Origin of the sequence: Erysipelothrix piscisicarius, assembly GCF_003931795.1 — a bacterium.
Classification (GTDB): Bacteria; Bacillota_I; Bacilli_A; order Erysipelotrichales; family Erysipelotrichaceae; genus Erysipelothrix; species Erysipelothrix piscisicarius.
On the sequence record NZ_CP034234.1, the window covers coordinates 679,677 to 693,324 of the forward strand.

Below are 13,648 nucleotides of genomic sequence, written 5' to 3' on the forward strand. Positions count from 1 at the left end.
GCGAGCATCCCTGATTTTCTGATTATTTTGCTTCTTTCGGTGTCGGTAATTTATACCATTCCACAATTGGTGTATAACCACCTTGGATTGGATTACCGTTTGCATCAAGTGCACCCGAGTCTTCAGCCCAAATACCAAATGCAGTACCTACAAGACCCATTACAAGTAATAATCCAATACATTTTGTAGGGGTCCAGTTGTGTTTCTTAACAAGTACAAAGAGCATCAGTGTAATAATTAACGGAATCAATTGAGGTAAGATACCATCCAAGACTTCTTGGAAGTTAATAAAGGCCCCACCACCTTGATCAATTGAAATACGTAGGGATGTAGCACCATAGTTTGATACAAGTGCCCCAACAATAAATACACCGAGAATGCTTGCGGCACGTGTAAACTCTTTCGCATTTTCTGTAAAGAGTGATACAGCGTTTGTACCAAGCTCATACGATTTATGCATTAAGAAGTAACGAACTGCAAATTGCGCAATATTGAAGATTAAGAGGAATAAGATTGGTCCCATTAAACTTCCATTAATTGCCATGTTAGCAGTAAGTCCCGCCGTAATTGGTACTAATGTTAACCAGAAGAGCGCATCCCCAATACCACCAAGTGGTCCCATAGCCGCAACACGTACGGCACGAATGGTTGGAATATCAGCTTTTTGTTGTTCAAGTGAAAGCACAATACCCATTACAAACGTAACAAGGAATGGGTGCGTATTAAAGAACTCTAAGTTATGTTCCATGGATGCTGAGAGATCATCTTTGTCTGTATGAATTTTCTCAAGTCCAGGTAAAATACCGTAGAGCCATCCACCTGCTTGCATACGTTCATAGTTGAACGATGATTGTAAGAAGAGTGAACGCCAAACCATTTTATTTAATGTTTTCTTATCCAGTTGTTGCGCTGGATTGAGATCTTTATATGTATTAGATTCCATCTTCATCACCTCCACCTGCTGTTAAGTCACGTAGTTTTGTATTTGTTTGGAAATCGTAGATTGCGATTGCGGGACCAATCATTGCGATAATAAGCAATGCGGAACCACCAAGTCCTGGAACTTTACTGATAATCGTAGCGAATGCAAATCCAAGGAAGAAGAATCCCCAGAGTTCTCCGGAAAGCATAATCTTCATAAGAATTGCGAATCCGACATAACGCATCATTTTACCACCCGCTGCAAGACCAGCCATAAACCAACTGTTATTGGATGACCAATCAACGATTGCTCCACTAAAGGAAACACCAAGTTTCATACCTACCATAATGATTACTGCAAAGAGAAGCCCGATTAAACCCATTCCGATATAGTTGATTTGTTCAATGGCTTTTGGATTCGCAGCTTTTGCTGCCTCATCCGCTTTCTTCATTAAAGGTGACATTAAGGTAAAGGCTGTTGTTACAGCATATTGACCTAATAGTGCAAATGGAACCGCCATCCCCACAGCGGCACTTGGATCAACACTTGGCATGGAAACTGCAAAGATTGTTGCCATGATTCCACCAATAACTGCATTTGGTGGTTGTGCTCCCCCAACAGGCATACTACCAATTTGAATTAATTGATATGTTCCCCCAACAACAAGCCCGGTTTTCATATCACCCAAAATCGCTCCGACAACGGGACCAACAACGATTGGTTGGTATAGCGATTCAAGGAAACTGAATTGATCAATCGCAACAATAAATGTAACGATGAATACGAGCAAGTATTGAATAATTGAAAAACTATTCATAATTCTTTCCTCCTATATATTATTGAAATAATTTATCGATGTTTTCAGCACTTTCGGTTGGAACTTTGCGTATTTCAAGTTCAACACCCAGTTCTTTCAATCGTCTAAATGCTTCCACATCATGATCATCAACAGCAACAACTTGTGCTACTTGACGTTTTCCTTCTGACAAATGCATGTTTCCAATATTGACTTTCGTAATGGGAACACCACCCTCCACAAGTGTTAATACATCAGCAGGGCTTTCGCAAACAATAAAAATCTTTTGTTTGTCTGAAGCCTTATGAATTGTTTCGATTGTCTTTTGCAAAGTCCAATAGCGTGTGGTTGCATAACTTGGTGCAGCCATATCCATTAAACCTTGACGCATTTTATTTGATGCTACTTCGTCATTTGCAACAAGAATTAAGTTGGCTCCGATTGCGGAACACCATTGTGTTGCGACTTGACCATGAATTAATCGATTGTCAATTCGTGTTAATACAATATTAGGCATCTAAACTCTCCTCCTTCTGCCATAAGAGATGTAAGCGCTCTTATATTGTAAGTGTACCCTATCATTCACAAATAATATTTGCACAATTTTATACTTGTTTTGCACTTTTGTGTTTACTCGTTTGCTTATCACACAATAAGAACAAGAATATCTTATGATTAAATTAGAATATTCGTAATAAAAAAGGAGAAACTATGTATTTAAAAACGACAAGCCCACAATTCTTGAAGTATGGACAAGTACAAGATCACCCTTCAAACTATAAAGTTCATCGATTCTTTGTAGAAGGAAAGGTTCCTAAATATTTAAAATCGGTATCAGCACCCGTGACCCTTGAAGTTCTAGAAGGGATTGCATTGGTTGTGATTTTAGATCGTTCAGGCGATCCGGAACAGTTTGTAATCCATCGGATTGCACGATTAAACCCAGATATTCCTTATACTGTAATTCCGCTTACCCAAAGTGCTGTGATTGAAGAATCCATTCAATCGGACGGTGTTTACGCGGGACATCATTACGAGAATGAACAAGAAGTTGGGTACCTACCCATTCGTCCTAAATTTTATGTAACAGATATTTTTTCCTATTATTACAGTGTAAAGGGAAGAAACTATCATTTTTCGGGAGAATCGCATTTCTATTGGGAAATTACGTATGTGGATACGGGGGAGTTGGTGACGGAAATTGATGGCAAAGAATTCACGCTTGAAAGTCAAAGCATGATGTTATACTTCCCAAATCAATTTCATAAACAGCGCATTGCGGGCGATAAATCATGTTCTTACTTAACAATCATGTTTGACATGAATATCAATGTGCATGATATTGATCACATTAAGAATAAGGTCTTTACGTGTACGCAAGAAATGTATAATTTGTTTAATAGTTTTATTAAACATTCAACGATTTTAGAAACATATAATGTGCCGTATTCACGAGATTTAATGATTTCATACCTCCAAGAATTGATTATCTTAGTCATCCAGTATGACAGTCCAAATCATACACAGCATTTGAACTCCAATCCCATTCAAGCGAATTTTGAAAATGAGTTGGTTAATGAGATCAACAAGTATATCTTAAATAATATTTGTGAACCCATATCTGTCGAGGATTTATGCGATCATTTTGCGATCAGTCGTTCAAGTTTACAGGTTTTGTTTAAGAAAAACATGGATATGCCTCCAAAGCAGTATATAAATGACATTAAGATGATGCGAGCACAAGTCATGATTTTAGAAGAAAACTTACCCATTACTGAGGTAGCGATGCGTTTAGGTTTTAGTTCAATTCACTATTTCTCGCGTAAGTTTAAAAAACAATTCGGCTTGTCTCCCACCGAGTATGCGCAGTCCTTATACAATAAAAATACCAGCGATGATTAGCTGGTATTTTTATTTGATTTGATAAGCTTTGAAAGATTATCAAATTCGATTTAATGATTAGATGCCATCGCCATCTTCAAGATCATCATCGCGTTGTAAGTCTGCGATGTCAAAGAGATCGACTTGCGATGCTCCGGTTTCGCTTAATGATAAAGCGAAATCATGGAGTAATGGTTCACCAAGTCTCATAAGACTGGCTTCAAGTAACATGGATAAATTGGTTCCTGTGAGAACTTCCACGTTTTCTTGTTGTGTCGCAATCATGACGGCTTCTTTAAACGGTGTTCCACCTTTTAAGTCTGTAAAGACAAGAACACCATCTCCAGTGTTAACGTTGTTGATTGCAACTTTTAAGTCTTCAGACAACGCCTCAGGTCCTTTTTCTTCTAAAAAGAGTACGGATTCATATGAGGGTTGTTTCCCAGCGATTAATTCTACAGCAGACGTTAAACCTTCCGCAAAACGTCCGTGTCCTGTTACGACAATACCAATCATCTATTTTTCCTCCTCGTAGGAATATGGATAAATAATAACACCTTGTGCGACACGGTTTACAAGTCCTGATGGCCATGGATTATCCGGTGACTTATCTAAATCAAGCGATTTATAAAGTGAAAGTACTTGTGCATACATCACCATATTAAGTCCAACTAAATCTTTGTTTGTATCTTCATTATAGTTAATTGAAACATAAACATCAACGAGTTCACGAATTGTATCGTCGTTCATTGTATCTACAACCATGATTTGGTTTCCATTACGTTGAGGACTCATTTCCTTAATAATATCAACTTGATATTGACGTGTGTAAGGATCTTCTTTCATGTAGACTACCGTCAGGGTTGTACCATTTACAATTGATTTAGGTCCATGACGGAAACCAAGTGGTGAGTTATGCATTGTCACAACTTCACCTGCAGTCAGTTCAAGCATTTTTAATGCGGATTCTTGAGCAAAACCGTTTTGATCTGCATCGCCAAGATAAACAATACGATCAAATTTAAAGTTTTCTACAAGTTCCATTGCGACTTTATAGCCTTCTTCATTAAATGCATAACCCACACGGATAATATCTTTAATTGAAGGGTAGAGCGCTTCAAGGTTGTCAGTGTTGAAAGCCAAGAACGCAGCAAGGAACATGTTTGAGAAACTGCTTGTCATTGCGAATGAGAGGTCATTTGTTTCTTTTGGTAATTTGATTGAGAAGATGTTTTCATCATCACGTAGTGCAAGCTTTCCTTCATGATTACAGGTAATCACTAAGTGTTTCGCATTTTTATTGATTTCATTCACAACATCTACCGCTGCAATGGATTCAGGTGAGTTACCGGAACGACCAAAGGATACAAGTAATGTAGGTTTCACAGGATCAATAAAGAGCGATGGTGTTGCTACGATATCCGTTGTTGCGATGGATTTAAAGTTTGAATTAAACTCTTTAACGAGTACAGGGGCGAGTGCATTTCCTACAAATTCACTGGTACCTGCTCCAGTAAAGATTACATCGTATTCTTTTTCATTAATCACTTGATTAATAAAATTTTGGATTTCTTGACGACGTTCTAGAATAATGTGGTATGTTTTATCCCACGTTTGCGGTTGTTGGTGGATTTCATTTGCAGTATCAAACGCTTTGAGATCCTTCCAAGTTTGTTCGTTGTTGTTAAACATAGTGTGTATGTCTCCTATCTTTCATTGTTCACTGTCATTATAGGTAAGCGGTGAGGGGACCTCAACCAAATTGGTTAAAGATACAAAAACCTCGTTAAAAAAGACAAGTGAATTCGAAATTGTTTACAGTACAATAAAGAAAAGGAGTCAATTATGAGCGAAAACCCAAAAAATACATTTACTGATTTTCTAACACGTGATGTGTACCGAGTGAATAAAAATCAAGAAAAACAGGTTGTTTTTTATCGCAATCGCTATGTCATTGCGATTATGATGGGGATTTTTCTTCTCAGTTTTAACGTTCCACCATACCTCAGCCTTTTATTGGCAGGCGGCTTTGCTATTATTGCGGAACTTCGTTATCGTTTTGATTTTCTAAAAAAATGTCAACGGGTCGCATTGGCACAAGTTAAACACAAAACGGTTGCTTCATCCAATATGCTTCTTAATAGTGCGTTGTATGGTGTTTTAGCGATTTTATTACTCTATTTAGCGTTTAATGAACCAAGTGTACAATCGTATCGATGGTTTTTAGGAGGCCTCGGTGGTATTGGGGTGATTGTGGCACTTGTTTATATCATTCAATATATTTCAAATCGAAATGACAAAATTTAAAGGTGCGATGCACCTTTTTTCTTATGAATTATCCATGAAAACCCAAGTCAATAATCTAGCCTGGGTATGCTTTGTGCTAAGATAGAAGAGTAAAGACCGACAAGGAGGTATTGTATGCAAACAATGATTGAAGAATATCGACTTAAAACTAAGGGAAATTTTGGAACTATAATTTATAAATGGGGACCAGCAGTGCTTTTAGGTGGAGCAGTGCTCTTATTGGTATTAGCGCAAATGACATTTGGAAATATCTTTGATGCCATGACCCATATTGAACGCTTTGCCGGCAATGTGATGAAGACGAAAGTCATGGTTTCGCTTTTGATGGTTGCCTCAATTTGTGTGGGTTTGTTGATGGTTTGGGATTCTATCGCTTTTAAAGAAAAGCGTGGGGATCTAAATCGTATTTACAGTTTGGTTGGGACGCTGTTTTACTTTTTAACTTTAGTTAATGTCAATAAAATTACAAAGATTTTTGAAATCGCTGAACCAACACAATCGGTATACCGTATTATTGCATGGGGTGTAATCGCGGTATTAGGTTTAGTCTTCGGTCTCATTCATGCTTATAAACAAAATTCACGGATTGTGATGGAACGCGAGGTAACCTATCATGCTTAATTCAAAACAATTAGAACGGTTAAAACTCGAACATGTGGAACCGTTGGATGAAGCGTTGGATCAGTTACGACGTGACATTAAACCAAAGGTTTCACCCCAAAAATATGCGAAGGTTGTGGCTTCAGTAGCAAACCATTATGCAGCACTTTATGAAAACCAACCCGAAAATGATGGTGTGGATGAAATGCCCCAAGTTGAAGAACTGGAACAACCTCGTGAGACATCAACAGCAGGATTCAGTACCCAATTTTTTGCGAACTTACTTACAGGCCTTTCTGTCGTAAGTTTGGGTGTGGTGATGATGAGTAATCGTAGTTTTGGGAAGATTACGAGTATGTTTGATCAAGGGAGTCCTTTGATTTGGATTATCCTCAGCATTTTACTTTTTGTATCGATGCTTGTGATTCGTATGATCGAGCGCAATGCAAACGCACATGCTAAGTATTACCTCAGCCGTAAATTGGTTTTATGGATGAGTGGTCTGGGTTTAATGAATGCGCTTATGGGTATTTTTGTCTTGATGAGTGCGAGCTCATTTAATTTAGTTTTAAAACTTATGTTTTCACTAGTCTTAGGAAAAATTACCGCGGTCATTTGTCTTCTGACAGTGATTGCATTTATCGTGGTCTTTGTGAAACAAGATGAATTAGTTCTTGTGAAAGTACAAGCGTAGGAGGCATACAGCTGGAAGAAAAAGATGAATTGGATGACATTCTTGATGAAGTTGATGCGAAAGCCGCAGAGCTTGATGCAGAGGCAAAACGACTCGAAGAATTGGAAGAAATCGAAACGAACCATGAAGAAGACGAAATCATCGACGATCTTGATGACATACTCGATGAGGTGGAATCAAAACCGGATGACGTTATCGAAACTGTTTATGTTGTGGAAACATCCCCAAAATCAGTTGAAGAAACTGTGGTCAAAACGTCAAAACCAAAACGTTCTGATAAGCACATCAAGACAAAACATAAAAAATCAAAGCATAAACGCAATGCGTTAATCGCCTTATTAGTTTTAATTGTCGCATGCGGTGGTGGCTTTGCGGTCTGGAAACTGAAGTTTAGTGGACAACCTTTTGACGCATTTAAATATGTAAGTGTTGAATTTGAGGGTGTTGATACAAAAGGAACGGCTACATTTGAAGTGGATTTGGATGCCATCAACAATCCTGATCAAAAAGAAATCTATGAGAGCTTAACGTATAACTTGAGTCCTCAAGAAGGGCTATCGAATGGAAACCGGATTAAATTAACGGTTGAGAAATCAGAATTGACAGATAAGCTTCTCAAAACCCATAAGTACCGTCTTGATCATTTGGAGAAAGAGGTCGTGGTTAAAGGTTTATATGATTCCGAGCAATTTAATCTTTTCGAACAATTCACATTTAAATTTGAAGGTATGGACGGAAGTGGGACTGCTGCCTATGATACGAATTTAGATGTTGAAGAGGCATATCTCCAAACGATTGTGGAAGGGACAACCTTAACGTTCTCTAAAGATAAAAATCTTGTGAATGGTGAGGAAATCACCGTCAAGGCAACCTTTAATAAAGAAGCAATGGCTGCCATGAATCAACATAAAGTTAAAATTTCTGAGGAACAAACAACCCAACCGTTAAAGTTGAAGGCCTGAGTGATGTTTATGCAAGCATGGATGATGTGAAGGAATATAAAGAGTTACAAAATCTTGCATTAAGCAAAATCAAAGCAGATTATGCGAAACATCCGGATACGTATACGAATTTTAAATTAGAGTATGCATGTTATGCAGCAGATACTCAAAATAATGTGAATGCGGTCGATTACTTTAATAAACATGGGTATTCAAAAGGAAGTTTGATGTTTATTTATAGCTTTTATCGCATCCGCGGCAATGATGTTGCGCATTTTGCAGATAATTACGGTTATACCAATATGGTGCTTCGTGATGGGAGTCTTGATCGGGATGCAATGTTGTTGATGTCACCTTATCAAGATGGTGCTACCGTTGAAAAAGTATTAAATGAATTGCAAGCAAATAATTTTAAGTGTGAGGCCCAATAAGCGGCTTTAGAGTTTGAATTAGGACTGTCAGAGTGTGTGACAGTCCTTTTACGTTCTCGCTTTTAGTATTTGCATTCACTTCTTTAATGTAAGCGCTTGCTATATTTGTGTAGTTTGTGTATAATCTGTGTAGAGAGCTAAACATGCATATAGTTAGGGGGATTTTATGAAAAACTATTATGCCGTGTTTATTGCATTTACGCTCATTGTTCTTACACGAACCGTGATTCATCCAGACTTACTTTTGACCGTAACGGGTATCGTAACGTTTTTGGTGATTCTTGTATTTGCGACAACACAAATATTTAATTTAAAGCATGAAGTGAGTGATGAGAGATTGCTCTATCTTAACGCTGTATTAAATGTGTTTACAGCTTTCTTATATTACAACAATGTTTATAAAGCGATAACATTAACACCCTATGATTCGCTGTTATTCGGGTTAACAAGCGTTCTTGCATTCATATCTCCAGTGTTACTGTTTCTTGCTCGTGATGCAAACCACATTTGAGTGCTTTATACATAATCGTAATTGCTTGTGAAAATATAACCAGTGCCAGGTTATATTTTTTTTGTCTTTTGATTGCATATTAGTGTGGGTTTAGTATAATGGGGTTAGTTTCTGATAGAGACTAAGAAAATTGAATTCGTACAAGGGGTGCTCGTATTTCGGGCTGAGAATAAACGGTTACGTTTTAAACTCTAAGCTTTAAGCTTTGTACCTGATCCAGCTAATACTGGCGGAGGGATGTATTAATCGCATACTTTTTTTTGAGTAAACGTGTATACCTCTTTTCGTACGAGAAGAGGTTTTTTTATATTATAAGGAGGTTCATATGAACGCAAGTGTCGCAATTCAAATTTTACCGAATACAACATCAAATGAAGAAACAATTCGTATTGTGGATGAGGTGATCGCATATATTGCGCAAACGGGTCTAAACTATGTTGTCGGACCGTTTGAAACATCGATAGAAGGGGATTATGATGAATTGATGGAAATTGTTAAGAACTGTCAACTCATTGCGGTTAAGGCAGGTGCCGATAAAGTATCAGCATATGTAAAGATTGCTTATGCGCCAACAGCGCACATTCTCACCATTGATGAAAAAATCACAAAACATCAAAAATAGATTATTGTCCGTATCCGCAATTGTTGGATTGTTGGTATTATGGCAAGGTCTTTCATCACTTGGAGTGATTCCACGGTTTATGTTACCCGCTCCCAGTGATGTCGTGAAAGCATTTAATAATGATTTTAGTTTACTTATGTATCATGCGAAAACAACGCTCTTAGAAGCTTTTTTAGGATTAACATTTGGGATTTTGTTAGGATTTATCTTTGCGGTCATTATGGATCATGTTTCATGGTTTCATAAAATGTTTTATCCGTTGATTATCTTGACACAGACAATTCCCACGGTTGCATTAGCGCCCCTTTTAGTACTTTGGATGGGTTATGGATTACTTCCAAAAATTACGTTAATCATTTTAACGTCGTTTTTCCCTATTACAATGGGATGTATGAATGGATTTCAGTCCTGTGATAAGGATGCTTTAAACTTAATGAAATCAATGGGAGCAAATACCTTTGAAACTTTTCGTCATATAAAATTTCCACATGCCTTACCTTATTTCTTTTCCAGTTTAAAAATTTCAGTATCGTATTCTTTAATCGGTGCGGTCATTGCGGAATGGTTGGGGGGATATAGTGGATTGGGCGTTTATATGACGCGTGTACGGAAATCGTATTCGTTTGATAAGATGTTTGCCGTAATTTTCTTTATATCTTTCTTAAGCTTGGTATTAATGGGACTTGTTTCGTGGTTACAAAAACGAGCTCAGCCATGGCTTGATGCGGAAACCTTACAAAGAGATGGAGCAAATAATTCATGAAAAAGAAATTAATGGGGATATTGGTTTTGGGGTTACTTTTAACGGGATGTGGCGCTAAGTCGTCCAAGCCGGTTCGGATTGTATTGGATTGGACCCCAAATACGAATCATACTGGGCTCTATGTAGCTCAGGAAAAGGGATTCTTTAAAGCGCAAGGTCTTGAGGTGGAGATTGTACAACCGCCTGAAGGATCTACAACATCGTTAATTGGAGCAGGGGGTGCAGAATTTGGTATTAGTTTCCAAGATACCATGGCACCGGCACTGGCAAGTGAACATCCACTCCCAATTACTGCGGTAGCAGCTTTAATTCAACACAATACGTCAGGTATTGTTTCATTAAAAGAAAAAGGCATTGATGCACCCCGTAAAATGGCTGGACATACGTATGCCACATGGGATTCACCGATCGAACAAGCGATTATTCGTAAAATTGTAACGGATGATGGTGGGAATTATGAGGATATTAAAATGGTTCCAAATACCGTTACGGATGTGGTATCAGCACTCCAAACAGATATTGATGCAGTCTGGATTTTTAAAGCATGGGATGGCATGGCCATCCAACAAGCCGGTTTGGATACACATTTTTTAAACTTTGCGGATTATGGCCAAGAACTTGACTTCTACAGTCCCGTCTTGATTGCGAATAATGGTTATTTGGAAGAAAATGGGCAAGAAGCAAAGAAAGTTTTAAAAGCCTTAGAAGAAGGGTATGAGTTTGCGATTGAAAATCCTGATGAAGCAGCGGAGATTCTTGTGAAACATGTACCGGAACTTGATCTTGATTTGATTAAGGCAAGCCAACATTTTCTTGAGAAAGAATATAAAGCTGAAGTTACGAAGTGGGGTACCTTTGATGGTGCGCGTTGGAATCAATTCTACGCATGGCTTTATGATAATCAATTAATTGATATGCCCATTGCTGAGAATGTAGGATTTACCAATGACTATCTCAACTAAACCTGTTTTAGTGCTTGAACATGTTTCCATGGCTTATGGATCAAAGCGTGTCTTGGATGATGTTTCGGTGACGTTAAATCAAGGTGAAGTTGTATGCATCTTGGGAGAAAGTGGTGTTGGCAAGACGACATTATTTAATGTGATTGCAGGACTTCTTCACCCTGATAAGGGTTCCGTATCTTTACATAAACAGGATATTACAGGGACGACGGGTCATGTTTCGTATATGCTTCAAAAGGATTTATTGTTGCCTTATAAGACGGTCATTGATAATGCGTCATTGCCGTTGCGGATTCAAGGTAAGAGCAAAATAGAAAGCCGTGAAGCGGCTCTAAAATATTTCGCGACCTTTGGCTTAGAGGGAACGGATCATCTGTATCCTGCCCAATTATCGGGTGGAATGCGACAACGTGTCGCATTTCTGAGAACATTCTTATTCTCAGATGATGTTGCTTTATTGGATGAACCGTTTAGCGCATTGGATACAATTACCAAACATCAAATGCAAACATGGTACTTGGATATCATGAGTCAGTTAAATCTGTCCACATTTTTTATAACGCATGACATTGATGAAGCGATACTCCTTTCGGATCGTATTTATGTCTTAAGTGGAAAACCGGGGAAAATTACGTATGAATTAATCATTGATACGCCCAAACCTCGAAATGAAGACTTTTTGTTAACGGATGCATTTATAAATTATAAACGGATCATTAAAGCTCACTTAAACGATACCAAATCAGAATAGACCCAAAAGATACACACGGATAAGTGTGTATCTTTTTCATAAAACTTGTTATATTGATAAGAGAAGGTTGAGGATATGCATGTTAGATACAAAAACAATTAAAGAACGCGTCGTTTTAGTTGGCGTGGATTTTGGGAAAAAAGATTTTGACTTGGATTCATCCATGATTGAATTGGGGGATTTGGTTGAAGCGGCTGAGGGAACGGTTGTTTATCAGATTACGCAAAACCGAGATCGCCCTGAAAGTGCGACCTATATTGGAATTGGGAAAATTGAAGAAGTGATGCGTGCAGTCGCAACCTATGATGCCGATACCGTGGTGTTCAATGATGAACTCAGTGGATCACAGATTCGAAATCTGGAAAGTTTAATTGGTTGTAAGATTGTTGATCGAACCAATTTAATCCTTGATATTTTCGCTTTGCGTGCAACCACGGCCGAAGGAAACTTCAAGTAAAACTTGCGCAACTAAAATATCGTTTACCGCGCTTAATTGGGTAGAGTGATTATTTATCTCGTACTGGTGGTGGCATTGGGACACGGGGTACCGGTGAACAAAAACTTGAATTGGATCGACGCCACATCCAACGGGAGATTCTTCACGTCCAAAATGCCTTAACCAAATCAGAAGAAAACCGTGAAATTACCCGTAGTAAACGGTTAAATTCAAATCTTCCAATTATCTCATTTGTTGGATATACCAATGCGGGTAAATCAACCTTAATGAACGCAATTTTAACCAATGGTGATCCCCAAGCTAACGATAAACATGTGTTTGTGAAGGATATGCTCTTTGCGACCTTAGAGCCCTCCTTGCGTAAAGCCCGTCTTAATAATGGACTGAATGCTATTCTTACGGATACCGTAGGGTTTGTATCAAAATTACCCCATACACTTGTAGAAGCATTTAAAGGGACTCTTGAAGAAATTAAGTATTCAGATCTAATTATTCATGTGGTGGATGCGTCCAATCCTGACTTAAACATTCAAATGGATACAACGTATAAAATGCTTCGCGATTTGGATGTGCTGGATCGTAAAATCATTACCGTCTTTAACAAGATGGACCAGGCAATGGATCAAGATATTGTCTACTATCAAAGTGAATTTGGAAATCGTATGTACATCAGTGCCCTCGACATGGAAGACATAGATCGACTGGTTGATGCGATTGAAGTTGAACTGGAATCAAGTTTTAAGAAAGTAAGTTTTGAAATCCCGTTTGCGGATCTTGGAATCTTAGATGCGATTGCCTCCAACTATGAAATCATCGGTTTAAATTATACGGAAAAAGGGGCAGAATTTCGAGCTGTCATTCGTGAATCAGATCAAAATCGTTATAAAAAATATATAATCTAAAAGATGTGTGTGTTTTTGGATGCTCATTAACCACTTTGTACTAAGATAGTGTATAATGAAAAAGCACTTTCACACATGTCCAATCGGTATGGTGAATTCGGTTTAGAA

Annotated in this window: 18 protein-coding genes and 1 riboswitch; of the genes, 13 read left to right on the forward strand and 5 right to left on the reverse strand. The window is 38.1% G+C overall.

Annotation, left to right across the window (positions count from 1 at the left end; genetic code table 11):
• Positions 1 to 22 precede the first annotated feature (22 nt).
• From EEI45_RS03290 to agaV, 3 genes are read right to left on the reverse strand one after another with little or no spacing between them, the layout of a single operon-like run.
• On the reverse strand, positions 23 to 943 hold the full coding sequence (locus tag EEI45_RS03290) for a PTS system mannose/fructose/sorbose family transporter subunit IID (protein WP_125164136.1): 921 nt from the start codon (positions 941 to 943) through the stop codon (positions 23 to 25).
• Entirely contained in the window at positions 933 to 1,739 is an 807-nt protein-coding gene (locus EEI45_RS03295) for a PTS mannose/fructose/sorbose/N-acetylgalactosamine transporter subunit IIC (RefSeq protein WP_125164137.1), read from the reverse strand. The genes EEI45_RS03290 and EEI45_RS03295 overlap by 11 nt, the downstream gene beginning before the upstream one ends.
• Before the next feature lie 19 nt (positions 1,740 to 1,758).
• On the reverse strand, positions 1,759 to 2,235 hold the full coding sequence (gene agaV / locus EEI45_RS03300; protein WP_125164138.1) for a PTS N-acetylgalactosamine transporter subunit IIB: 477 nt from the start codon (positions 2,233 to 2,235) through the stop codon (positions 1,759 to 1,761).
• 194 nt (positions 2,236 to 2,429) lie between these two features.
• On the opposite strand from agaV, the gene EEI45_RS03305 reads away from it, so the two are divergent.
• A complete protein-coding gene (locus tag EEI45_RS03305) occupies positions 2,430 to 3,620 on the forward strand; it encodes an AraC family transcriptional regulator (protein ID WP_125164139.1) in 1,191 nt (396 codons plus the stop codon).
• A gap of 57 nt (positions 3,621 to 3,677) precedes the next feature.
• Here the strand turns inward: EEI45_RS03305 and agaF are convergent, their stop codons facing one another.
• On the reverse strand, positions 3,678 to 4,115 hold the full coding sequence (gene agaF / locus EEI45_RS03310; protein WP_125164140.1) for a PTS galactosamine/N-acetylgalactosamine transporter subunit IIA: 438 nt from the start codon (positions 4,113 to 4,115) through the stop codon (positions 3,678 to 3,680).
• On the reverse strand, positions 4,116 to 5,291 hold the full coding sequence (locus EEI45_RS03315; RefSeq protein WP_125164141.1) for an SIS domain-containing protein: 1,176 nt from the start codon (positions 5,289 to 5,291) through the stop codon (positions 4,116 to 4,118).
• Between the two features lie 153 nt (positions 5,292 to 5,444).
• Between EEI45_RS03315 and EEI45_RS03320 the strand changes: the two genes are divergently transcribed.
• From EEI45_RS03320 to hflX, 12 genes are all read left to right on the forward strand, one after another.
• Entirely contained in the window at positions 5,445 to 5,906 is a 462-nt protein-coding gene (locus EEI45_RS03320; protein WP_125164142.1) for a hypothetical protein, read from the forward strand.
• Between the two features lie 114 nt (positions 5,907 to 6,020).
• The gene (locus EEI45_RS03325) at positions 6,021 to 6,527 is read left to right on the forward strand and encodes a hypothetical protein (protein ID WP_125164143.1); all 507 of its coding nucleotides are present in this window, start codon (positions 6,021 to 6,023) and stop codon (positions 6,525 to 6,527) included.
• Positions 6,520 to 7,200 carry a hypothetical protein gene (locus EEI45_RS03330; protein WP_125164144.1) on the forward strand — a complete coding sequence of 227 codons (681 nt, stop codon included), beginning with the start codon at positions 6,520 to 6,522 and terminating at the stop codon, positions 7,198 to 7,200. The genes EEI45_RS03325 and EEI45_RS03330 overlap by 8 nt, the downstream gene beginning before the upstream one ends.
• 29 nt (positions 7,201 to 7,229) lie before the next feature.
• A complete protein-coding gene (locus EEI45_RS03335; RefSeq protein WP_228410506.1) occupies positions 7,230 to 8,162 on the forward strand; it encodes a hypothetical protein in 933 nt (310 codons plus the stop codon).
• 17 nt (positions 8,163 to 8,179) lie between these two features.
• Complete coding sequence (locus EEI45_RS09055; RefSeq protein ID WP_228410507.1) at positions 8,180 to 8,572, forward strand: hypothetical protein; 393 nt, start codon at positions 8,180 to 8,182, stop codon at positions 8,570 to 8,572.
• 166 nt (positions 8,573 to 8,738) lie between these two features.
• Positions 8,739 to 9,083, forward strand: coding sequence for a hypothetical protein (locus tag EEI45_RS03340; RefSeq protein WP_125164145.1), 345 nt, complete (start codon positions 8,739 to 8,741; stop codon positions 9,081 to 9,083).
• Between the two features lie 133 nt (positions 9,084 to 9,216).
• A riboswitch (TPP riboswitch) is annotated at positions 9,217 to 9,338 on the forward strand.
• Positions 9,339 to 9,408: 70 nt separating this feature from the next.
• Entirely contained in the window at positions 9,409 to 9,705 is a 297-nt protein-coding gene (locus EEI45_RS03345; RefSeq protein ID WP_013852597.1) for a thiamine-binding protein, read from the forward strand.
• Entirely contained in the window at positions 9,677 to 10,468 is a 792-nt protein-coding gene (locus EEI45_RS03350) for an ABC transporter permease (RefSeq protein ID WP_125164146.1), read from the forward strand. Before EEI45_RS03345 ends, EEI45_RS03350 begins: the two co-directional genes overlap by 29 nt.
• On the forward strand, positions 10,465 to 11,430 hold the full coding sequence (locus EEI45_RS03355) for an ABC transporter substrate-binding protein (RefSeq protein ID WP_125164147.1): 966 nt from the start codon (positions 10,465 to 10,467) through the stop codon (positions 11,428 to 11,430). Before EEI45_RS03350 ends, EEI45_RS03355 begins: the two co-directional genes overlap by 4 nt.
• The gene (locus tag EEI45_RS03360; RefSeq protein WP_125164148.1) at positions 11,414 to 12,181 is read left to right on the forward strand and encodes an ABC transporter ATP-binding protein; all 768 of its coding nucleotides are present in this window, start codon (positions 11,414 to 11,416) and stop codon (positions 12,179 to 12,181) included. The genes EEI45_RS03355 and EEI45_RS03360 overlap by 17 nt, the downstream gene beginning before the upstream one ends.
• Positions 12,182 to 12,260: 79 nt before the next feature.
• The gene (locus tag EEI45_RS09060) at positions 12,261 to 12,638 is read left to right on the forward strand and encodes an HflX-like GTP-binding protein (RefSeq protein ID WP_228410508.1); all 378 of its coding nucleotides are present in this window, start codon (positions 12,261 to 12,263) and stop codon (positions 12,636 to 12,638) included.
• A gap of 110 nt (positions 12,639 to 12,748) precedes the next feature.
• The gene (hflX, locus tag EEI45_RS09065; RefSeq protein WP_267128149.1) at positions 12,749 to 13,540 is read left to right on the forward strand and encodes a GTPase HflX; all 792 of its coding nucleotides are present in this window, start codon (positions 12,749 to 12,751) and stop codon (positions 13,538 to 13,540) included.
• Positions 13,541 to 13,648 lie beyond the last annotated feature (108 nt).